The sequence below is a fragment of the Micromonospora sp. DT15 genome, assembly GCF_049841475.1.
Lineage (GTDB): Bacteria > Actinomycetota > Actinomycetes > Mycobacteriales > Micromonosporaceae > Micromonospora.
In genome coordinates this window covers 214,494-234,196 of record NZ_JBNCKJ010000004.1, presented here as the reverse complement: position 1 = coordinate 234,196, position 19,703 = coordinate 214,494, and the positions used below count along the sequence as shown (strand labels likewise).

General features: G+C 71.1%; 21 protein-coding genes. 11 read left to right on the top strand and 10 right to left on the bottom strand.

Annotation, left to right across the window (positions count from 1 at the left end; genetic code table 11):
• Positions 1-65: 65 nt before the first annotated feature.
• On the bottom strand, positions 66-1,691 hold the full coding sequence (locus ACLQ3F_RS11325) for a glycosyl hydrolase family 18 protein (RefSeq protein ID WP_425848472.1): 1,626 nt from the start codon (positions 1,689-1,691) through the stop codon (positions 66-68).
• A 167-nt stretch (positions 1,692-1,858) separates the two neighbouring features.
• Here ACLQ3F_RS11325 and ACLQ3F_RS11320 point away from each other — a divergent pair, with 167 nt between their 5' ends.
• Both ACLQ3F_RS11320 and ACLQ3F_RS11315 read left to right on the top strand, forming a co-directional pair.
• The gene (locus tag ACLQ3F_RS11320) at positions 1,859-2,350 is read left to right on the top strand and encodes a glutathione peroxidase (protein ID WP_357199727.1); all 492 of its coding nucleotides are present in this window, start codon (positions 1,859-1,861) and stop codon (positions 2,348-2,350) included.
• A 228-nt stretch (positions 2,351-2,578) separates the two neighbouring features.
• The gene (locus ACLQ3F_RS11315; RefSeq protein ID WP_357199724.1) at positions 2,579-3,253 is read left to right on the top strand and encodes an NADPH-dependent F420 reductase; all 675 of its coding nucleotides are present in this window, start codon (positions 2,579-2,581) and stop codon (positions 3,251-3,253) included.
• A 121-nt stretch (positions 3,254-3,374) separates the two neighbouring features.
• On the opposite strand, the gene ACLQ3F_RS11310 is transcribed toward ACLQ3F_RS11315, so the two are convergent.
• Entirely contained in the window at positions 3,375-3,923 is a 549-nt protein-coding gene (locus tag ACLQ3F_RS11310; RefSeq protein WP_425848469.1) for a hypothetical protein, read from the bottom strand.
• A 311-nt stretch (positions 3,924-4,234) separates the two neighbouring features.
• On the opposite strand from ACLQ3F_RS11310, the gene ACLQ3F_RS11305 reads away from it, so the two are divergent.
• Both ACLQ3F_RS11305 and ACLQ3F_RS11300 read left to right on the top strand, forming a co-directional pair.
• Entirely contained in the window at positions 4,235-5,104 is an 870-nt protein-coding gene (locus tag ACLQ3F_RS11305) for a DUF4397 domain-containing protein (protein WP_425848467.1), read from the top strand.
• Positions 5,101-5,778 (top strand): class F sortase, encoded by a 678-nt coding sequence (locus ACLQ3F_RS11300; protein WP_425848466.1) that lies wholly within the window; start codon positions 5,101-5,103, stop codon positions 5,776-5,778. The genes ACLQ3F_RS11305 and ACLQ3F_RS11300 overlap by 4 nt, the downstream gene beginning before the upstream one ends.
• Before the next feature lie 109 nt (positions 5,779-5,887).
• On the opposite strand, the gene ACLQ3F_RS11295 is transcribed toward ACLQ3F_RS11300, so the two are convergent.
• From ACLQ3F_RS11295 to ACLQ3F_RS11275, 5 genes are all read right to left on the bottom strand, one after another.
• The gene (locus tag ACLQ3F_RS11295; protein ID WP_357199709.1) at positions 5,888-6,238 is read right to left on the bottom strand and encodes a DUF2203 domain-containing protein; all 351 of its coding nucleotides are present in this window, start codon (positions 6,236-6,238) and stop codon (positions 5,888-5,890) included.
• Positions 6,239-6,284: 46 nt separating this feature from the next.
• Positions 6,285-7,103 (bottom strand): pyrroline-5-carboxylate reductase, encoded by an 819-nt coding sequence (gene proC, locus ACLQ3F_RS11290; protein ID WP_425848464.1) that lies wholly within the window; start codon positions 7,101-7,103, stop codon positions 6,285-6,287.
• 72 nt (positions 7,104-7,175) lie between these two features.
• Positions 7,176-8,204: a 6-phosphofructokinase gene (locus ACLQ3F_RS11285; RefSeq protein WP_091408060.1), complete on the bottom strand. Its 1,029-nt coding sequence runs from the start codon at positions 8,202-8,204 to the stop codon at positions 7,176-7,178.
• A gap of 162 nt (positions 8,205-8,366) precedes the next feature.
• Positions 8,367-8,870, bottom strand: coding sequence for a pyridoxamine 5'-phosphate oxidase family protein (locus tag ACLQ3F_RS11280; RefSeq protein WP_425848461.1), 504 nt, complete (start codon positions 8,868-8,870; stop codon positions 8,367-8,369).
• Positions 8,871-8,948: 78 nt separating this feature from the next.
• Positions 8,949-9,446, bottom strand: coding sequence for a polyadenylate-specific 3'-exoribonuclease AS (locus ACLQ3F_RS11275; protein WP_091407578.1), 498 nt, complete (start codon positions 9,444-9,446; stop codon positions 8,949-8,951).
• A gap of 269 nt (positions 9,447-9,715) precedes the next feature.
• Here ACLQ3F_RS11275 and ACLQ3F_RS11270 point away from each other — a divergent pair, with 269 nt between their 5' ends.
• Entirely contained in the window at positions 9,716-10,408 is a 693-nt protein-coding gene (locus ACLQ3F_RS11270) for a Crp/Fnr family transcriptional regulator (protein ID WP_091407574.1), read from the top strand.
• Positions 10,409-10,544: 136 nt separating this feature from the next.
• Here the strand turns inward: ACLQ3F_RS11270 and ACLQ3F_RS11265 are convergent, their stop codons facing one another.
• Positions 10,545-10,697, bottom strand: coding sequence for a hypothetical protein (locus tag ACLQ3F_RS11265; RefSeq protein WP_357199700.1), 153 nt, complete (start codon positions 10,695-10,697; stop codon positions 10,545-10,547).
• A gap of 211 nt (positions 10,698-10,908) precedes the next feature.
• Here ACLQ3F_RS11265 and ACLQ3F_RS11260 point away from each other — a divergent pair, with 211 nt between their 5' ends.
• Positions 10,909-12,129: an MFS transporter gene (locus tag ACLQ3F_RS11260; protein WP_425848459.1), complete on the top strand. Its 1,221-nt coding sequence runs from the start codon at positions 10,909-10,911 to the stop codon at positions 12,127-12,129.
• Positions 12,130-12,185: 56 nt separating this feature from the next.
• On the opposite strand, the gene ACLQ3F_RS11255 is transcribed toward ACLQ3F_RS11260, so the two are convergent.
• Positions 12,186-12,581, bottom strand: coding sequence for a hypothetical protein (locus ACLQ3F_RS11255; RefSeq protein WP_357259654.1), 396 nt, complete (start codon positions 12,579-12,581; stop codon positions 12,186-12,188).
• On the opposite strand from ACLQ3F_RS11255, the gene ACLQ3F_RS11250 reads away from it, so the two are divergent.
• On the top strand, positions 12,574-16,071 hold the full coding sequence (locus ACLQ3F_RS11250; RefSeq protein ID WP_425848729.1) for an adenylate/guanylate cyclase domain-containing protein: 3,498 nt from the start codon (positions 12,574-12,576) through the stop codon (positions 16,069-16,071). The two genes, ACLQ3F_RS11255 and ACLQ3F_RS11250, sit on opposite strands and share 8 nt — an antisense overlap.
• Before the next feature lie 36 nt (positions 16,072-16,107).
• On the opposite strand, the gene ACLQ3F_RS11245 is transcribed toward ACLQ3F_RS11250, so the two are convergent.
• Entirely contained in the window at positions 16,108-16,800 is a 693-nt protein-coding gene (locus ACLQ3F_RS11245) for a lysophospholipid acyltransferase family protein (RefSeq protein ID WP_357199693.1), read from the bottom strand.
• A 465-nt stretch (positions 16,801-17,265) separates the two neighbouring features.
• Between ACLQ3F_RS11245 and ACLQ3F_RS11240 the strand changes: the two genes are divergently transcribed.
• From ACLQ3F_RS11240 to ACLQ3F_RS11225, 4 genes are all read left to right on the top strand, one after another.
• On the top strand, positions 17,266-17,631 hold the full coding sequence (locus ACLQ3F_RS11240) for a hypothetical protein (RefSeq protein ID WP_357199690.1): 366 nt from the start codon (positions 17,266-17,268) through the stop codon (positions 17,629-17,631).
• A gap of 52 nt (positions 17,632-17,683) precedes the next feature.
• Positions 17,684-18,019 (top strand): hypothetical protein, encoded by a 336-nt coding sequence (locus ACLQ3F_RS11235; RefSeq protein ID WP_357199687.1) that lies wholly within the window; start codon positions 17,684-17,686, stop codon positions 18,017-18,019.
• Positions 18,020-18,065: 46 nt separating this feature from the next.
• Positions 18,066-18,287: a hypothetical protein gene (locus ACLQ3F_RS11230; protein WP_357199685.1), complete on the top strand. Its 222-nt coding sequence runs from the start codon at positions 18,066-18,068 to the stop codon at positions 18,285-18,287.
• 492 nt (positions 18,288-18,779) lie between these two features.
• Positions 18,780-19,631 carry a DUF308 domain-containing protein gene (locus tag ACLQ3F_RS11225; protein ID WP_357199682.1) on the top strand — a complete coding sequence of 284 codons (852 nt, stop codon included), beginning with the start codon at positions 18,780-18,782 and terminating at the stop codon, positions 19,629-19,631.
• Positions 19,632-19,703 lie beyond the last annotated feature (72 nt).

Genomic DNA, 19,703 nt, shown 5'->3' with positions numbered 1-19,703 from the left:
GTCACGGGCGGGAAGGGACGGTGCGGGTCCCTTCCCGCCGTGTGGGTGGTGCGTCGGCCCTCGGCTCAGCCGAGACCGCCCTTGATGGCGCCGATGAGCTCGCCGTTGCTCGTGTCACCGGAGAGCTCCCAGAAGAACGCGCCACCGAGGCCCTGGTTGTTCGCGTACGTCATCTTGCCGTTGATGGTCGACGGGGTGTCGTAGCTCCACCAGTTGCTGCCGCACTTGGCGTACGCGGTGCCGGCGATCGTGCCGGTGGCCGGGCAGGTGTTCTTCAGGACCTTGTAGTCCTCGATGCCGGCCTCGTAGGTGCCCGGCGCCGCGCCGGTGGCGCTGCCACCCGGAGCGGCCTGGGTGACACCGGTCCAGCCCCGGCCGTAGAAGCCGATGCCGAGCAGCAGCTTGTTGGCCGGGACGCCCTTGCTCTTGAGCTTCTGGATCGCCGCATCGGAGTTGAAGCCCTGCTGCGGGATGCCGGTGTACGAGGTGAGCGGCGAGTGCGGTGCCGTCGGACCCTGGGCCGCGAAGGCGCCGAAGTAGTCATACGTCATCGGCATCAGCCAGTTGAGGTTACCGATGGCGCCGGCGTAGTCGGTGGCGTCGATCTTGCCGCCATTGCTGCCGTCCGCGGTGATGGCGGCGGTGACAAGGGCGCTGGACCCGAACTTCGACCGCAGCGCGCCGATCACGTTCTTGAACGCGTTCGGGCCGCTGGTGTCACAGGTCAGACCGCAGGCGTTGGGGTACTCCCAGTCGACGTCGATGCCGTCGAAGACGTCCGCCCAGCGCGGGTCCTCGACCAGGTTGTAGCAGCTCTCGGCGAACGCGGCCGGGTTCTGCGCGGCCTGGGTGAAGCCGCCGGACCAGGTCCAGCCACCGAACGACCAGATCACCTTGAGGTGCGGGTTGAGCTGCTTGAGCTTGCGCAGCTGGTTGAAGCTGCCGCGCAGCGGCTGGTCCCACGTGTCGGCGACGCCGTCCACGCTGTCCGCCGCCGTGTACGCCTTCTCGTAGTCGGCGTAGCTGTCGCCGATGGAGCAGCGACCACCGGTGGTGTTGCCGAAGGCGTACAGGATGTGGGTCAGCTTGGCGGCGGAGCCGCTGGTCTGGATGTTCTTGACGTGGTAGTTGCGCCCGTAGACGCCCCACTCGGCGAAGTAGCCGACGACCTTCTTGCCGCCGGTGTTCGGCGGCGGAGTGGTCGGCGGCGGAGTGGTGGGTGGAGGCGTTGTGGGGGGCGTCGTGGTCGGCGGGGTGGTGGTCGGCGGAGTCGTGGTCGGCGGGGTCGTTCCGCCGCCGCACGCGGCACCGTTGATGGTGCAGTTCAGCGGCGCCTTGAAGGCCCCGGTGCCGTTGTAACCCCAGCTGAACGAGGCGCCGGGCGCGATGCCGCCGGCCCAGCTCTTCTTGACCGCGACGTAGTGGTTGCCGCTGCTGGTGACGTCGGCGTCCCACGCGCTGCTGATGGTGGTGCCCGACGGCAGGTCGAACTCGATGCGCCAGGTGGTGACAGTGGCGCTGGAGCCGTTGGTGACTGTCACCCTCGTCTCGTGACCGGTCCCCCAGTCCTGCGCCTTGGTGAAGGAGGTGGTGACCGTGCCGGCGCCGAACGCGGTGGTCACCGGCACCGCTGCGACGGTCACGGCGACCACGGCACCGGCCCAGAGGGCCCGGCGGAGCGATCTTTTCATGCGGCGTCTCCCGAACTGTTAGGAAACTTTCCAAAAGAGATGGTGAGACGGTACTCACGCCGTCATCAGTTCGTCAAGATGCGCATGTTTCGATTTCTCCTGGTGCACGGAGTGCGTACGCTGCGCCCACCCCGGGTCGACGGGCGGCCGACGCGTAACCTCGGCCCATGACCGTCTTCGACATCCCGATCGACGCCCTCAACGGCGGCCCCGCCGACCTGGCCCGCCACCGCGGCAAGGCGATGCTGGTCGTCAACGTGGCCTCCCGCTGCGGCCTCACCCCGCAGTACGCCGGCCTCCAGACGCTCGCCGACACCTACGCCGACCAGGGCCTCGTGGTACTCGGCGTGCCGTGCAACCAGTTCGCCGGGCAGGAGCCGGGTAGCGCCGCCGAGATCAGCGACTTCTGCCAGGTCAACTACGGGGTCACGTTCCCGCTGACCGAGAAGGTCGACGTCAACGGCCCGGACCGGCACCCGCTCTACGCCGCGCTCGTGAACACCCCGGACGCCGACGGGCACACCGGCGATGTGCGCTGGAACTTCGAGAAGTTCCTGGTGGCCCCGGACGGCTCGGTCGCCGCCCGCTTCGCCCCCACTGTCGCGCCCGACTCCGACGACCTGCGCGCAGCCATCGAGAAGACCCTCCCCACCCCCTGAGCCGGGCCTCCCGACGCCGGGACGCACCGGAGGGTGGCAGGTCCTCGGAGAGCCGGTTCGCGGTCGGCGTGAGCAGTACGTTGGGCGGGCGGGCCCGCAGCGCGACCAGGCATCCGCCGGGCCGGCGACGATCGCGAGCAGGCTGCGCAGCTACCGGCAGCGGGTGACCAGAATAACCCACCAGTCTGGTCGGGAATGCGTCGTGGGTGGACGGAGTTGGGAACGAGCATGACAACTGTGGGACTGATCGGCAGTGGCAACATCGGCGGCACCGTGGCACGGCTGGCCGTCGACGCCGGCTACGACGTGGTGCTGAGCAACTCGCGGGGCCCGGAGACCCTCACCGACCTGGTGGAGACCCTGGGCGAGCACGCCAGCGCCGGCACCGCGCAGGACGCCGCGCAGGTGGGCGACCTGGTGGTCGTCAGCGTCCCACTGAAGGCGTACCGGGCGGTGCCCGTCGAACCGCTGGCCGGCAAGGTCGTCATCGACACCAACAACTACTACCCGCAGCGCGATGGCACCTTCCCGGAACTGGACTCCGGCGAGACCACCAGCAGCGAGTTGCTCCAGCGACACCTGCCGGACTCCCGAGTGGTCAAGGTCTTCAACAACATCTACTTCAAGGGCCTGGCCGCGCTCTCCCGGCCGACCGGCGCGGCCGACCGCAGCGCCCTCGCGATCGCCGGTGACGACGCCGCCGCGAAGGCCGAAGTGACCGCCTTCCTGGACCAGATCGGCTACGACGCGGTGGATGTCGGCCCGCTGGCCGAGGGGTGGCGCTACCAGCCGGACACCCCGGCGTACGGCACGCTCTACTCCGCGAGCCCGACCGACTGGGATCACCCGGCCCCGGGCGACGCCGCGAAGGTACGCGCCGCCGTGGCCGCCGCCACCCGCTGAGCAGGGCCAGCCGCCGCCCTGCCCGCGACCGCCTACCTGGTGGTCGTGCGGAGGGCGGCGGCGAGTTTGTCGTCGCGTGTCCCGGGGGCCCGGCAACGGCCGGCGCGGGGCTTGCGCGGAGTCAGGTCGTGGGGTCGGGCGACGACTCTTCCGCGACGCCGGCCACCCGGTGCGCCAGTTCGGTGCGCAAGCGGTCGACGTTCGGCGTGACGGCAACCACTGACAGGTGGACCTCCTGCGAGTTCCGCCCGCGCGCCCGGTTCCACACGCCCACGCGACCCCAGCCCCAGCGGTCCAGCACCGGCCGGGTCCGATCCCGATCAGCGATGTCGACGATCAGGGTCGGGCTGATCCGGCCGCGTACCTCGGCTCGGGTCAGGCCGGCCCAGTCGACCTGCACCGTCCCGCCGGAAGGCAGGGTCAGTTCGAGGAAGTCGCGGGTCAGCCGGAGTGGCAGCCCGCCCTGACGTCGTAGTTGCAGGGGGTAGCGGATCGCCGCCCACAGGAGTATCGGCCCGTGCGGAAGCGGGTGGTACCAGGCGTTGCCGAACACGACGCTGAGCACCGCGAAGGCCGGCAGGACCACCAGTCCCGCGCAGGCCACCCGGGCCAGCACCCGCCAGCGGGATCGCCGGAACCAGGTGTCCCCTGCCGCATCGACCTTCGTCACCACTGCTGCTCAGTAGCCACACGTGAGCAGACGCAAACGCCCTCACTTCTGCCTCCGGAAGAACGGGTTTCACGGGTGGGCCCTGAACCTGCGCAACTTCGGGGATGTTGCTGCCTCAAGACGACCAGACACAGCAATATCCCCGGAGTTGCGCGGATCTTGAGGGAGCGGCGGCGCGGGGGCGCGGGGTGGGGGTTACAGCAGTGCGAGCGACAAAAAGATCGCTGTGGCAACTTGCGTCACAGTCCTGTTCACGGGACCCTGTTCTCTGGGTTGCCGCCCGCTCACCGAACGTGCCCCCCGGAGGCGACATGCACACGCTCCGTACCGTGCCCCGCCGGCTGCTGGCCGGCTCCGGCGCGCTCCTGCTCGGCACCGCCCTCGCCACCGCCGCCATTCCGGTGCCGGCCAACGCCGCGACCGGTGCGGACACCGTCGGATACGTCCGGCTCGCGCACCTGTCCCCGGACACCCCGGCGGTGGACGTCTACCTTGCCGCGCCGGGCGCGGCGAAGCCGCAGGTCTTCCCCGGGGTCGGTTACGGCGTGGTCTCCGACTACCTCGAACTCGCGCCGGGCCGGTACGCGGTGGCCATGCGCGAGGCCGGCGCGCCCGCCAGCGCCCCCCCGGTGCTCACCACCGAGGTCGCGGTGACCAGCGGGGACGCGTTCACCGTGGCCGGTGTCGGGCGGCACGCCGACCTCGGCCTGCGGGTGCTCAACGACGATCTCAGCGCCCCCACCGACGGCCGCGCCAAGGTTCGGGTCGTACAGGCCTCGGTGCGGACCCCGGTGCTCGACGTGGCCGCCGCCAACGGTCCGACGATCGCCGACGGGGTGCAGTTCGCCACCACGACCGACTACCAGCAGGTCGAGCCGGGCAGTTGGCGGCTGAAGCTGACGGGCGCCGGCGGGCCGAGCACCGACGCCGAGGTGCGGCTCACCGGCGGCGCTGTCTACTCGCTGCTGGTGCTCGACGCGAAACAGGGCGGGCTCACCGCCGAGCTGCGCCGCGACGCCGAGGGCGGCACCGTCGTCCCGGCCGGCGGGGTGGACACCGGCGCCGGTGGCACCGCCGGGGGCGGGCTCGACGCGTACCCCCTGGTGGCCGGCGGTCTGGCCGCGGCGGCCGGCGCGGTGGCCCTGCTGCTCTGGCGTCGGCGGCGGCGCACCACCTGGTGAGCGCCGGGCCGGACCCGTCGATCCGGCGGCACCGTGAGCGCCGGACACCGCTGGCCGCGCTGGTCGCGGCCGGCGCGGCGGTCTGCCTGGCCGCCGGCACCGGGGTCGGGCTGGCCACCACCGGCCCGCCACCACCGGTGGCGAGCTGGCACCCCGGCTGCGGCGACGACTGCCCGTCGGTGGCCGCCGCGCCCACGCCACACGGTCCACCCACGCGGGTACGCGTACCGCGCATCGACGTCGACTCACCGCTCACAGTGCTCGGTCTGGACCGCGCCGGCGTGCTGATTCCGCCGACCGACTTCCACACCGCTGGCTGGTACGGCGGCGGCCCGGCCCCGGGCGACACCGGTCCGGCCGTCCTCGCCGGGCACCTGGACTCCCGACGCGGCCCGGCGGTCTTCGCCCGGCTCGGCGAGCTACGACCCGGCGACCTGGTGGAGGTGTGGCGCGGCGGGCAGCGGTTGCCGTTCCGGGTGACCGGGTCGCTGCGTACCCGCAAGGACCAGTTTCCGACAGCGGTGGTGTACGGCCCGACGCCCGGGGCGGAGCTGCGCCTGGTCACCTGCGGGGGCGACTTCGACCGGCGGCGGGGCCACTACGTCGACAACGTTGTGGTGTTCGCGGTGACCGATGCCCCCGACCCGGTCCTGCCGACGTCCGCCGCAGGCTGAGTCGCGCAACCTTGATCCACTCGCGTTCACGGAAGTCGAGGCGTCCGCCGCGCTCGAACACCGCGGTTTCCATGAACCCGAGTGGATCAAGCGGGTGAGGCGCGAGGGGTCAGAGGGGGCGGCGGCCGGCGAAGCCGCACTCTGCCCGGTGGTACCAGCGCACGTCGGAGTCGCCCTCCAGCCAGCACCAGAGCACGGCGCGGCCGGCCCGCTCGCCGGGGAAGTCGAGCAGCACCGGGGCGATGCCCTTGACCTGGATGTCGTGCTGGTGCAGCTCGTCGACGACGGCGTGCAACCGAGCTTCCAGTGCCTTGACCTCAGCCAGACCGCCGAGCGCGCTCATGCCGTGGTCGCCCAGGTCGGCGCGCAACTCGGCCAGGTCGGCCCGGACCCGGATCAACTCGTCGACGCGCGGCTGCAGGGTGGCCACCAGGTGCCGGGCCTGGGCAAGTGTGAACACCGGGCCAGTATGCGGCACGCACGGCCTCGTGAGGCGCCCCGATCGCTCAGTCGGCCTGTGCGGCCAACTCGCGGGCGCGGTCCCGGGCGGCCTCCAGCGCGGCCAGCAGCGCCGCGCGTACGCCGTGCTTCTCCAGCTCACGAATCGCGGAGATGGTGGTGCCGGCCGGCGAGGTGACCGCCTCGCGCAGCTTGACCGGGTGCTCGCCGGAGTCGCGCAGCATCACCGCCGACCCGATCGCGGTCTGCACGATCAACTCGTGCGCCACCTGACGGGGCAGCCCGAGCAGGATCCCCGCGTCGATCATGGCTTCGACCAGCAGGTAGAAGTAGGCCGGGCCGGAGCCGGAGAGCGCGGTGACAGCGTCCTGCTGTGATTCGGGCACCCGGATCGTCTGGCCGAGCGGCTTGAACATCTCTTCGGCCAGTGTGAGGTGCGCCCCGGTGGCGTGCTCGCCGGCCGAGATCGCGGTCATCGCCTCGTCCACCAGCGCCGGGGTGTTGGTCATCACCCGCACCACCGGGGTGCCCTCGGGCAACCGGCGGCTGAAGAAGCTGGTGGGCAGACCGGCGCAGAGCGATATGACGAGCTTGTCGGCCGGCACCTTGGGGCCGATCTCGTCGAGGAGCGCGGCGGCGTCCTGCGGCTTGACCGAGACCGCGAGCACAGCGGCCTCGTCCACCGCGGTCAGGTTGTCGACCACCCGTACGCCGTACCGGGCGGTCAGCTCCTCCGCGCGAGCGGGTCGGCGGGCGGTGGCCAGCAGCCGGTCCACAGGCCATCCCGAGCGCAGCAGCCCGGAGAGCATCAGCTCACCGATCTTGCCCGCGCCGATCACCGCGACCGTGTGCACTCCGGCTGACATGTCGGCCCGTACCCCCTCGCATTGGGTCGCGGCGCGGCGGACCCGCAGGCCCGCCGCGCCGCCGACGATCGATCAGCTGCCGAAGAAGACCTCAGCCTCGGCGTACCGCTCCAGCGGCACGGTCTTCAGCTCGCGGGTGGCCTCGGCGAGGGGCACCCGGACGATGTCGGTGCTCTGCATCGCGACCATCTTGCCCCAGTCGCCGTCGTTGACAGCGTCGATGGCCTGCAGGCCCAGGCGGGTGGCGAGCACCCGGTCGAAGGCCGTCGGGGTGCCACCGCGCTGGATGTGGCCCAGCACCACGGTGCGGGCCTCCTTGCCGGTCTTGGCCTCCAGCTGCTCGGCGAGCCACTGGCCGATGCCGCCGAGGCGGACGTGGCCGAACGAGTCGAGCTCCTGGTTGGCGAGCACCATCTGGCCGTCGAGCGGCTGGGCGCCCTCGGCGACCACGACGATCGGGGCGTACTGGTGCTGGAAGCGCTTCTCGACGTAGCCGGCCACCTGGTCGACGTCGAACTGACGCTCGGGCAGCAGGATCACGTTGGCGCCACCGGCCAGGCCGGCGTGCAGGGCGATCCAGCCGGCGTGCCGGCCCATCACCTCGACGACCAGGGTGCGGTGGTGGCTCTCCGCAGTGGTGTGCAGCCGGTCGATGGCCTCCATCGCGATGTTGACCGCGGTGTCGAAGCCGAAGGTGTAGTCGGTGGCGCCCAGGTCGTTGTCGATCGTCTTCGGCACGCCGACGACGTGCACGCCCAGCTCGTAGAGCTTGGTGGCCACGCCGAGGGTGTCCTCGCCGCCGATCGCGATCAGCGCGTCCACGCCCTGGGCGGCGAGGTTGTCCTTGATCCGCTCGACGCCGTTCTCGATCTTGAACGGGTTGGTCCGGGACGAGCCGAGGATGGTGCCGCCGCGGGGCAGAATGCCGCGAACGTCGGCGATGTCCAAGGGGCGGGACAGACCCTCGAGCGGGCCCTTCCAGCCGTCCCGGAAGCCCACGAACTCGTGACCGTAAGTGGCGACGCCCTTGCGGACCACCGCCCGGATGACCGCGTTGAGACCGGGGCAGTCGCCGCCGCCGGTGAGCACGCCGATACGCATGATCCGCTCATCCTCCTGGAGCATCAGGTAAAGCCCGATATGCCCCAGGGTATGTGTCAGGTCAGACCATCGGCGCCGTTGCCGGCCCGGGGCGGGCCGTCACTGCGAACTGTAGTCGGCCCGCCGGTACGACGACAGCGCGCCCCGGGCACCCGCCCCCGGTCAGTAGGTCACCTCATGGTTCTCGCCGGCCTGCGGCGGCCGGCCGGTGACCGCGGCCCTGGCGTAGTCGAGCAGGTTCACCACGGTGCTGTTCGGCGAGTCCCAGTACTCGGCGGAGCTGGCGTGCACCTTGATCAGCGTCAGACCGGGGGTGTCCAGCCCGTCGGGGAACCACGCCTTGAGCAGCGGGTTCCACAGCCGCTCGGCCCGGTCCCGGTCGAACCCCTCGGTGGCGGTGCCGGAGATCGACACCCACGCGTTGTGCTTCTGGTCGGAAAAGGCGACGTTGACCTCCGGGTTCACCCGGAGCTGGCGGACCTTGGCCGAGTCGGCGTAGGCGAAGAACCACAGCTCGCCGTCGAACTCGACCTCCTGGAGCCCCATCGGGCGACTCACCTGGCGCCCGTCCAGAGCAGTCGTGGTGAGCATGCAGATCCGCGCGGCCCGGGCCAGGCCGGTGACACGGGCGCGTGCCTCCGCGGCGCTGCTCGGCTGGTGGCTCATGGCAATCTCCCTCGGCTCGGCTGGTCGAACCGTTGCCCGGGACAGAACCGGTCAAACCTACGGCGGCGCGGCCACCACTCAACGGGCGGTCATCGCCCGCCAGCGGGCCAGATTGTGCCGGGCGTCGACCAGAGCGTCGTGCCGGGCCGCGTCCGCGTCTGGCAGGGGCGGCCGGCCCCGGTCGTCCCAGAGCTGCCGCAGCTCCTTGGTGTAGCGGGGGATCTCCCGGGGCAGCGCCGGCATCGCGCCCCAGAGCTGGGCGAGCACCACGTGGTCGTACGCGGCGAACCAGGCCCACAGCTCCAGCTGCTCCCCCGGCCGGTCCCGGATCGGCTCCATCAGGAAGTCGTACAGGTCGTCGCGGATGCGCTCACGCGAGCGCCAGGCCCGGTCCGCCGGGGAGGGCAGCTTGTCGAGCACGTTGCGTCGAACCCAGGGCACGGCGCGGGAGTCGTCGAACTCGGTGGAGACCGCGTAGAACTCGCGGCCGTACTCGTCGACGACACCGATCGAGACGAGGTCGACGGTCGTGCCGTCCTCGATGAACTCGCAGTCGTAGAAGTAGCGGTAGACCATTCCGGGCATCCTCGCCCACCGCCGCCCGGCCGCGTCCGGCGGGGCCCGTCCGACGGTGGAGCACGCCGCCGCGACACCTCGCGTACGGCGCGTCGCAGACCGTGACGGTCACGGAAGTGCTTCGAGGGGTGTACAGCAAGCGACCGGACCGTCATGATCTGATGTGTACCGCTACCGGACGCCGAATCGGTGTCAGTTCACCTTGTCGGGGCCCATCAGGTTCGCCCGGTGAGCGAATTGTGGTCCATGACCGGGGGAGGGGTTGGGCCGTGGAGGTTCGCCTGCCGGAGCCGGGTGACGCGCTCACGGGTGTCGAGATGTTCGCTGGGCTGGAGCCCGAGGTGCGGCAGCGCGTCATCGCGGCCGCCGTCCCGCGCACCTACCGCAAGGGCCAACTGCTCTTCGTGGAAAACGATCCCGGCGAGTCCCTGATCGTGCTGCGCCGCGGCGCGGTGGCGGTCTTTCGGACCGCACCCACCGGCGAGCGGGCCGTGCTGTCGGTTATCCGTCCACCGGACGTGCTCGGTGAGGTCTCCCTGCTCGACGCGTCCACCCGGTCCGCCTCGGCGGAGGCCATCGAGGACTGCGCGGCGCTCGCGCTCTCGCGGGGCGCGTTCATGGAGTTGGTGCACTCCAACCCCCGCATCCTGGACGCGGTGATGCGTTCACTGGGCGGGCTGATCCGCCGGCTCACCGAGCAGAACGCCGACCACGTCTTCCTCGACCTGCCCGGTCGGGTGGCGAAGACGCTGGTGCGGCTGGCGGGCGAGAGCCAGGCACCGATGATCACGATCGAGCTCAACCAGAGTCAACTGGCCGAGATGGCCGGTGGCTCCCGGCAGAGCGTCAACCAGGCGATCGGCTCGTTCGCCAGCCGTGGCTGGCTGCGCACCGAGGGCCGCCGGATCGTGGTGACCGACGTGGCCGCGCTGCGCCGCCGCGCCGGCATGGCCGACCGCTGACCGACCGGCACGTCGCTCGGGCATCCGATCTGGACGGGCCCTATCCGTCCCCACTCACTCTCCTACCCGTACGCACGGCTGTGCCGGCTGCCAGTGGCAGCCGGCGTCACCGTGCTCGCGGTTCAGCGGGTGGGGTTCAGCGGGTCGGGCCGATCCAGCTGGTCGCGACCGGCTGGTAGCCGGGGCCCGCCCAGAAGCCCGGTCCGGCCCAGAATCCCGGCCCGGCCCAGATGCCCGGCCCGGCCCAGCCGCTCGCGGTGGTGGTGGTGGTCGTCGTCGTGGTCGCCATGTCGTCCTCCTGGTCGGTGTGTGGTGCTTGTTGCGCTTGTCTTGCCGAGGACGCTACGGCGTGGAGCGGTGGGACAAAATAGGACAAATCGACATCAATCACTGGCTGAAGAGCGGTTGTTGGCCCCCACACCGCGCTGACAAGGTTGCCGCGCCCGCCCCTGTTCCAGGGCCCGTGCCGACATACCCGCAGCAGTGAGGAGCCACCGGTCATGTCATTACTCCGCGGCAATGTCGCATTTCGTCGGTACTGGTCGGCGCGCCTGGTGTCGTACACCGGTGACCAGCTGGCCCGGACGGCGCTGCTGATCGCCGTCTACGACCGGCACGGCGGCGGCGCGGTCGCCCTGCTGCTGCTGGCCTCGACGGTGCCCCGGCTGCTCGGACCGTTGCTCGGCGCCCTGGCCGACCGCTTCGACCAACGCCGGCTGATGATCGGTTGCGACACCGCCCAGGCGTTGACGTACGTCGCCGTCGCGCTGCTCGCGCCACCCCTGCCCGTCCTGTTGGCGCTGATCACCGCGGCCACCACGGCCGCGACCGCGTTCACTCCCGCCGGGCGCAGCCTGCTCCCCCGCCTGGTCGAACGCGAGCAGCTACCGGCGGCGAACGCGCAACTCGCGACGGGCGTCAACATCGGGCTCGCTGCCGGGCCAGCCGTCGGCGGCCTCCTGCTGGCGACCCTCGGACTGACGGCCACGCTGCTCGTGGACGCGGCGACATTCGTTCTCTCCGCGTTGCTGATCGGCGGAGTCCGGGCGCTCTCGACGACCGGCGCGACCCGCCGGCCCGAGCCACTGCGGACGGTGCTGCGCGAAGGACTGAGGGTGGTCCGAGGGCACAGCGTCGTCCGTGCGGTCTCGGTCGGGTTCCTGGTGATGGTGATGTTCGCCGCGCTGGACAACCTCGCCATCGTCCCCCTCGGACGCGCCGAGCTGGGTGCCACCGAGGTCACGATCGGTCTGCTGGGCACCGCCTACGGCGTCGGCATGGTGCTCGGTCCGATGTGCCTGGCGAGAACCGGCGTACGCATCCGGATGGACCTGGTCCTCTACGGTGCGCTGCTCGCGCTCGGCGCCGGAACGCTTGTCACCGGCATCAGCCCGGTGATCGCGCTCGCCATTGCCGGTCAGGCGGTGGCCGGCGTCGGCGCGGGCTGGCACAACGTCGCCGCCGACACCCTCATCCAGCAGAACGTGCCGGCCGAACGGCTCGGCGTGGTGTTCGGCACCGTCTACATGTTCCCGTACGCGGCGGAGGCACTGGCCTACGCCGTCGGCGCACCGCTGTTGGCGATGGTCGGGCCACGATGGGTGCTGGTCATCTCGGGGTTGGGTGTGCTGGCCACCCTGGCGCTGATCGCTCCCCTGCTCACCCGGGCCCTCGGGCTACGCCTGCCGACGCCGGGCAGGTTCGCAGCGGCCAACGGGTGAGGCCGCCCGACGGGTGCGGCCGGTGGACTCAAGGCCCGCCGACCGCACCCGGGCGATCAGTTCTCCGTGCTGTCGGCCGGCGGCGCACCCGGCCCCGGCCCGATCTTCTTCGGATCGGTCGGCTTACCAGCCGTGGACGTGCTCGACGAGGTGGTCGTGGTCTCCCCCGACCCGCCCGACTGACCCTCAGGCTCTTCCACCATGCCCTGCTCCTCCAGTTCGGCGAGAGTGACCGCATCGACGTCGATCGTGTCGCCCGGCGCCCAAAGCGTGCCACCCGGATCGGTCCACGAGGCGGACAGTCGTACCTGCACGGAACTCTCCCTGACATGAAACTTCCTGGTACGGAACACTAACCCCGACCGATCGATGCCGTTGCCCGTCCGCACGTCGGGTACCCGACTGGCCGACCGGCCGCGATACTGACCTCTTTCGCCCACGGAGCTGAACATCGACCTCAAGTGTGGACACTGCGCGCGCGCGGCCGGGCCGGACGACCGCTTCTGCGGCGGGTGCGGCCAACCGCTTGGGGTCAACTGTGCGCACTGCGGGCACGCCAACAGCACCGAGGTCAACTTCTGCACCAGCTGTGGTCAACCGCTGCGCGACCACGCCGTCGCGGTGCAGGAGGACCGGCGTCAGGTCAGCGTGCTCTTCGTCGACATCGTGGACTTCACCAGCTACGCGGAGCGGGCCGACCCGGAGCAGGCCCGCAGTCTGCAGCAGACCTACTTCGCCACGGTGCGCCGGATCGTGCACCAGTACGGCGGGGTGGTCGAGAAGTACATCGGCGACGCGGCGATGGCGCTGTTCGGCGCGCCGGTGGCCACCGACAACGACGCGTTGCGGTGCGTCCGCGCCGGCCTGGAGCTGCAACGGAACCTGGCCCGCCAGCCCGCCGGTCCGCAGGCCCCGCTGAGCTTCCGGGTCGGCATCGCGACCGGCGAGGCCCTTGTCGACCTCTCCGCCACCCGCGACGGTGGGCAGGCCTTCGTGACCGGAGACGTGGTCAACACGGCCTCCCGCCTGCAGGGGTTCGCCCCGCCGGGCGGTGTCGTGGTCGACGAGAGCACCTGGTCGGCCACCCGACACGAGATGGAGTACGCGGACCAACCACCGGTCACCCTGCGCGGCCGGTCCGCGGTGAGCCGGATCTGGCTGGCCGTCCAGGTGCGACCCCACCGGGACCCGCGCGGCGCCGAGCTGACCCCGATGGTGGACCGGGAGCACGAGCGAGGCCTGCTGGTCAACGCGCTGCACCGGATGGTGACCGAACGGACGTCCCAGTTGGTGACGGTGTTCGGCCCGGCCGGGGTGGGCAAGAGTCGGCTGTTGCGCGAGCTGGCCCGGCACGCCGGCAGCCTGCCCGGCCCGCCGATCACCTGGCTCGTCGGGCAGTGCCCGCCGTTCGGCGAGAACGTCACCTGGGCAGCCCTGTCGGACATCGTGAAGACCTGGGTGGGCGTGCCGGAGGTCGACGGCCCGACCGCGCTGCGCGAACGGCTACGGTCCCGGCTGGGACAGCTCGCCGACCCGCACGCGACCCGGCTGGCCGAGGCGCTCGGCCCGTTGATCGGCGTACCCGGTGAACGGCTCACCCCCGGTGAGACCGAGGCCGCCTGGCGGCGGTTCCTGATCACCCTGGCGACGACCGGCCCGACCGTGCTGGTCTTCGAGGACATGCACTGGGCGGACCAGCAGATGCTCGCCTTCGTCGAGCAGTTGGGCGCGTCAGCCCGCGGCGTACCGCTGCTGGTCGTGGCGACCGCCCGGCCGGAGCTGCGGGAACGGCACCCGGCCTGGACCGGCACGATCAGTGGCGCGATGTCCATCTCGGTGCCGCCGATGCACGACACGGACATCGACACGCTCTACTCGCTGCTCCTCGGGCAGGCGACGCTGCCGTCCAGCTCGCGTACCCCGCTGATCGAGTTCGCCGACGGCAACCCGCTCTACGCCCAGGAGTACGCCCGGATGCTGCTGGACGGCGGCCTGCTCGACGCGGTCGGTACGACCGCCCACCCCGACCTCGACGGCGGCGCGGAGATGCCCCGCACCGTGCAGGCGGTCATCGCCAACCGGCTCGACCTGCTGGACCCGGCCGACCGGGCGGTGCTCCAGGCCGCCGCCGTGGTCGGCGTGGTGTTCTGGGCCGCGCCGGTGGCGATGGCGTTGGGACGGCCGGTGGAGTGGGTGGAGCGCGCGCTGGACCGCCTGCAACGTCGCGACCTGGTATACGAGCAGAGCACGTCGACGATGCCCGGAAAGTCCGAGTACCGGTTCCGGCACATCCTGGTACGCGACGTCTGCTACCAGCGACTGCCCAGGGCCGAACGGGTGCTGCGCCACCAACGCACCGCCGACTGGATGGCACAGCTCACCGACGGTCGGCAGTACGACCTGGCCGAGGTGCTGGCCAACCATCGCTGGGCGGCCCACGAGATCGCCCGTACGGTCGGGCTGGACACCGCCCCCTACGCCCCGTCGGCGCGGGCCGCGCTGCATCAGGCGGCCCGCCGCGCGTACGAGCTGCACGCGCTGGACACCGCCGCCGCGCTGGTCGGCCGGGCGCTGGCCCTGGACGTCGAGGCGGACCCGGCGCTGGAGCTGTTCGACGCCGAGCTGGCGTTCTATCGGGACGGGGACGCCTTCCTGGTGGCGGGGGGCACGGACGTCCTCTCCCGGCTGGCCGCGCGGCTCGCCACGAGCGGCGACCGGACGGGGGCGGCGCGCGCCTGGACGCTGCTCGCCACCGCCGCCTGGAGTCGGGCCGACCGGTCGGCGACCCTGCACTGCCTGGACCAGGCGATCGGCATCTACGGCGACCTGCCGGACAGTCAGGAGAAGGCGGGCGCGCTGCTGGAGCTGGCCCGGGTGCACATGCTCAACGCGGAGACCGAGCCGGCGTGCACCGCGGCGCGGGCGGCGGCGTCCCTCGCCGAGCGGCTCCAGCTGCGCGAGGTCCAGGCCAACGCGCGGATCACCCTGGCCGTGGCGCGCTACCTGGCCGGCTCCGCCGAGGCGTTCCCGGAGCTGGCGGAGGTGACCGAGCACTGCCGGGTGGAGCGGTTGACCAGTCGCCGCCGGGCGGTGCAGAACCTGGCCTGGGCGTTGCAGGAGGAGGGCGACCTGGCCGGCTCGGCCCGGTTGGTCGACGAGCAGCTCACCCTCGACCTGGGCGGCGAGCACAGCCTGGCCACGAGTTTCGCCGACCAGTGGGCGCGGTCGTACTACGCGGGTGACTGGACGGCGGCGCTGGCGATGGCGGCGGAGTCGACCCGGCGGCCGACAGCGGAGTGGGATCTGCACATCGTGGCGGTGTCGGGTTGGATGCGCGGTCTGGCCGGAGCCGAGTTGGTCGGACCCGCCGGGCCTGACGACACAGCGGGGTCGGACGCACCGGGTGGGGATCTCATCGAGCAGGCGCTGGTCGCGGCGCGGCGTACCGGATTCCACCGGGTGCTGCGCTCCACCCTGGCGCACGCCGCCCTCTGCCGGGCGGCGCAGGGTCGCCGCGACGAAGCGATGGCGCTGCTCACGGAGCTGGACGAGGACTGGCAACGGACCCGGATGATTCCGTTCGCGGAGTGGGTGCCGGCCGTCGGGCACGTCGCCGGGGTGCTCGGCGCGGACGCGGCCCGGCTGGTCCGGCAGTTGCTCGACCGGGCGCCCCGGACGACCCCGTGGGCTCACGCGGCCGGTCAGGTCGCCGACGCCACGTTGGCCCGGCACGCCGGGGACTCATCGACGGCGGCGAACCTGCTCCGCTCGGCGGCGGCGAGCTACGCCCGGATGAGCGACGTGACCGACGAGATCATCACGCTGGCGCTGGCCATCGGCCCGCTTGCCGAGACGGACCCGCCCGTCGCCGAGGCGACCCGGGCCCGCCTGCACGACTTCGCCAGCCGCCACCACGCCCCCGCCCTGCTGCACCTGCCCTGACCGCCGACCAGGGCCGGTGGCGGCGGTGGCGGTGGCTCAGGCGGCCAGCGGCGTCGGGACGGGCTGCTTGAGCTTCTGGGCGTAGACGTCCACGTACTCCCGGCCGGAGAGTTCCATCAACTCGTACATGATCTCGTCGGTGACCGCGCGCTCGACGAACCGGTCGCCGGCCAGCCCGGAGTAGCGGGAGAAGTCCAGCGGCGCCCCGAACCGGATCCGCACCCGATCGATCTTGGGGATGAGCTTGCCCGGGGGCTGGATCTCGTCGGCGTTGAGCATCGCCACCGGCACCACCACCGCGCCGCTCTCCAGGGCGAGCCGGGCCACCCCGGTCTTGCCCCGGTAGAGCCGTCCGTCCGGGGAGCGGGTGCCCTCGGGGTAGATGCCGGCCACTCCCCCGGCCCGCAGCACCTGCAACTGGGTGTCCAGGGCGGCGCGCGCGGCCCGACCGCCGGAGCGGTCCACCGGAATCGTGCCGGTGCCCACGAAGAACATCTTGGTCAGCCAGCCCTTGATTCCCTTGCCGGTGAAGTACTCGGCCTTGGCGACGAAGGTGACCTTCCGGGCGGTGATCAACGGCGTGAAGATCGAGTCGGAGAAGGAGAGGTGGTTGCTCGCCAGGATCACCGGACCGGTCGCCGGGACGTTGCGCAGGCCCTCCACCTGCGGGCGGAAGATCAGCTTGAGCAGCGGACCGAGGATGACGTACTTCAGCAGCCAGTAGAGCACCGGCGTCCCTTCCCATGGTGTGCTCGCGACAGCGCCAGCCGTCGTCGCCGACGAGCCTACGAAGCGAGCGCTCTCACCACAACGGACGAAGCTCGTGGCGGACGTATCGCCTCGACTTTCCTACCCCTTGCACGCCGCGGGCGGCTTTGAGGAACCGCGCGACGGGGCCGGCCGGGCAGCGGGCTGATTCCCGGGGCAGATTCATCTCGACCACTCAATGCGTGGCAGGCCCATGTGCCACGCATTCATTGCGCCGTAGATATTCGCGGTCGAGCCCGGGCCAAGGCAGGGCGCTCTTCCGAGTGGGACGCCCGGACGGAACTGTTCGATCACTTGTTCCGAATGGTTCCGAACAGGCTTTCGCTTGTCCGACTGCGCCGCCTCCGCAAAAGCTGATTGCGACAGCCGCCGTCCCGCCGCGGAGGCTGTCGCAGTAATCGGCGGAGATCACAGATTGGATCTGGAATGAATCTAAGAACTCTCGGCGCTGCCGCCACACTGACGCTCGGCTTGGCCGTACTGGCGCCCGCACCGGCACTGGCCTCGGCACATGCGCCAACCGCGACGGTCACCATGTCCGTGATTTCGGCGGCGGCGCAGGCCGCCGGCCCTGACGTCGACTGCCCGCGCATCCACACGACCGGCCAGTACGCCTACACCTGGTGCCGCGTCTACGGGGGACAGGTCCGACTGCGGGCGGACTGCAACGGCGCGCCCGACAAGTACTCCGGATGGGCGGCACCGAAGGCCGGCAATCCGACCCAACGGCTTCAAGCCGGTCCTTGCATCTTCGGCGTCGGTGGAGCCAGCAGCATCGAATGGCGTCCGTAATGCAGTCGTTCAGCCCGCATCCCAGGCGTCGAAACTTTGAAGGAGATGTTCCATGAAACGTACGCCAAAGCTAGCTGCGGCCTTGCTTCCTATCGTGGCGTCAGCCGCCATGGCGTTCGCCGGCGGCCCAGCATCAGCCGCTGAACCGATCACGGCGGCCCATGCGGACCGTGCAGGAACATCGACCACCGCGGTCGCGGAAACCCTGGCCCGGTACACCGTCACCGTCCGCTGCCACGTGGTCCGCATCAAGGACACCACCGTCGTGGACGTCATTTACGGCACTGGCACCGGAACGACGTACAACAGCGCCAAATTGAACGCCGAGAAGGACGCCAACCGCAAGGTGCCGCCGGGTCACTACAAGCGGCACTGTCACCCGGTCTGAGCCGGTAGCCTGGCTCCTCGGCGGTAACTCCCCCAAAGGAGGCGGCATGGTCGGGCAACCGTCCATCTGGGAACTTCGCGTCGGCATCTATGCAAGCGCAGAAGACGCCCGCGCCTTGGTGGACCAGATCGCGGCCCTGCTGTGCCCCGATGACGTCCACCCGGGCCCGTGTCCGGTGCCGTGGTCCATCGACCTGCTCACGGATACCGATCTCCCTGCTGGCCTGCACGACGGTCTCGTGGAGCAGTACCGCGTCGAACGACAATGACACCGGGTGAAGCACCAGGACGCCGGCCAGAGCCGACTGGCGGGGGTCGGGAGCGGGCTGCCGCAGCTCAGCACTTGCTCGAAGGGGCCGAGCCGTTCAGACGGCTCGGCCCCGCTGCGGTCCATGATCCGCCAATACGGGGTCGGGGTCCGCGTCGGTTGGGCCATTTGACGGCGGCTTCGTCTCCCACTCCGGCCCCGGCGGTCCTGCTCCAGACCTGACCTGACATCGCGGTCACAGCGAGATCAAGCGGGCGGTCGGCGAGTCGGCGAGAAGCGCCATACCCGGAGACCTCCTGTTGGCAAGGATTAGCAAAAACGGACAAAGGAGCCCCGCCGCGACCTGCGGGAGCAGCCGTGACTTTGGAAGACGCGACACAACGCACTCCCGGAACCATGCCCTGACGTGTCACGATTCAGAGCACGGCGTGCGGACTGGCGCCGAAGGGCAGCGGTGGCCGCGCCGGAAGGCGCGTTAAAGGGGGATGTCCGGGTGTCAGCGGGTGGGGCCCGCCGGGGACGGCGGGACAACGGGCTCGACGCGAACGAGTACGCCGTCGTCGGCGACGTCGATCCGCGCGTCGGTGAGCACCTGCTCGACGTGCTGGCCGCCGGTGGGATCGCCGCCTACCTCCAGCCCTCCGCCGACCTCAATCCGGTCACCCGCACCACCACGGTGCCGGCCCGGCCGGTCGACCGGCTCTACGTCGACCGCTCGCACCTGACCACCGCCCGGGACTACCTGACCCAGCTCGCCGACGAGACCACTCCGGAGCAGCCACCGGCGCGCGACGAACCGGACATCGACGCCGAGTGGGCTCGTATCGTGGCCGGCTTCCACACCACCTCCACGCCCGGTGACAATCCGTGGCCGGCCTCGGAGGACGTGGACGAGCGGGACACCCGGGACGAGTCGACCTCCGGGTCGCTGACCCGCTCCGGCACCGACGAAGCGGGTCCGACCGCCACCGACGTTCGTCGGCTGCCGTCCGCGACGGACATCTCCGGAATCTCGGTGGGGCGCGGCACCCGACCGGACGAGCCGTCGCTGCTGGACGGGTTGGACACCTTCGGCGCCGACCTGCCCGACGACGAGGACGACGAGGGCTACCACCCACCACCACCACCGCCGCTGCCGCGGGTCAGCAAGTACGCGGTGATCGGCGTGCTCGGGGTGGTCGTCGGGTTCGTGCTGTTCCTCTTCCCATGGCTGCTCCCGATCGACCGCTCGGCGGTCACACTGTTCGGGTTCACCGGCATCCTGGCCGGTTTCGTCACGCTGATCTGGCGGCTGCGCCCCGGCGACGAGGACGAGGACGACCCGGACAACGGCGCCGTCGTCTGACGGTCGGCCCGCATCCCGAGACAGCAGCGCCCCGCCGGGCGCGTAACAGTGGTGTAACTTACTGTCAGTAGG

What these genes read in the sequence shown, in the direction of transcription:
- ACLQ3F_RS11325 (WP_425848472.1), bottom strand. Translation starts at nt 1,691, where the DNA reads ATGAAAAGATCGCTCCGCCGGGCCCTCTGGGCCGGTGCCGTGGTCGCC.
- ACLQ3F_RS11320 (WP_357199727.1), top strand. Translation starts at nt 1,859, where the DNA reads ATGACCGTCTTCGACATCCCGATCGACGCCCTCAACGGCGGCCCCGCC.
- ACLQ3F_RS11315 (WP_357199724.1), top strand. Translation starts at nt 2,579, where the DNA reads ATGACAACTGTGGGACTGATCGGCAGTGGCAACATCGGCGGCACCGTG.
- ACLQ3F_RS11305 (WP_425848467.1), top strand. Translation starts at nt 4,235, where the DNA reads ATGCACACGCTCCGTACCGTGCCCCGCCGGCTGCTGGCCGGCTCCGGC.
- proC (WP_425848464.1), bottom strand. Translation starts at nt 7,103, where the DNA reads ATGTCAGCCGGAGTGCACACGGTCGCGGTGATCGGCGCGGGCAAGATC.
- ACLQ3F_RS11285 (WP_091408060.1), bottom strand. Translation starts at nt 8,204, where the DNA reads ATGCGTATCGGCGTGCTCACCGGCGGCGGCGACTGCCCCGGTCTCAAC.
- ACLQ3F_RS11280 (WP_425848461.1), bottom strand. Translation starts at nt 8,870, where the DNA reads ATGAGCCACCAGCCGAGCAGCGCCGCGGAGGCACGCGCCCGTGTCACC.
- ACLQ3F_RS11275 (WP_091407578.1), bottom strand. Translation starts at nt 9,446, where the DNA reads ATGGTCTACCGCTACTTCTACGACTGCGAGTTCATCGAGGACGGCACG.
- ACLQ3F_RS11265 (WP_357199700.1), bottom strand. Translation starts at nt 10,697, where the DNA reads ATGGCGACCACGACGACGACCACCACCACCACCGCGAGCGGCTGGGCC.
- ACLQ3F_RS11260 (WP_425848459.1), top strand. Translation starts at nt 10,909, where the DNA reads ATGTCATTACTCCGCGGCAATGTCGCATTTCGTCGGTACTGGTCGGCG.
- ACLQ3F_RS11255 (WP_357259654.1), bottom strand. Translation starts at nt 12,581, where the DNA reads ATGTTCAGCTCCGTGGGCGAAAGAGGTCAGTATCGCGGCCGGTCGGCC.
- ACLQ3F_RS11240 (WP_357199690.1), top strand. Translation starts at nt 17,266, where the DNA reads ATGAATCTAAGAACTCTCGGCGCTGCCGCCACACTGACGCTCGGCTTG.
- ACLQ3F_RS11235 (WP_357199687.1), top strand. Translation starts at nt 17,684, where the DNA reads ATGAAACGTACGCCAAAGCTAGCTGCGGCCTTGCTTCCTATCGTGGCG.
- ACLQ3F_RS11230 (WP_357199685.1), top strand. Translation starts at nt 18,066, where the DNA reads ATGGTCGGGCAACCGTCCATCTGGGAACTTCGCGTCGGCATCTATGCA.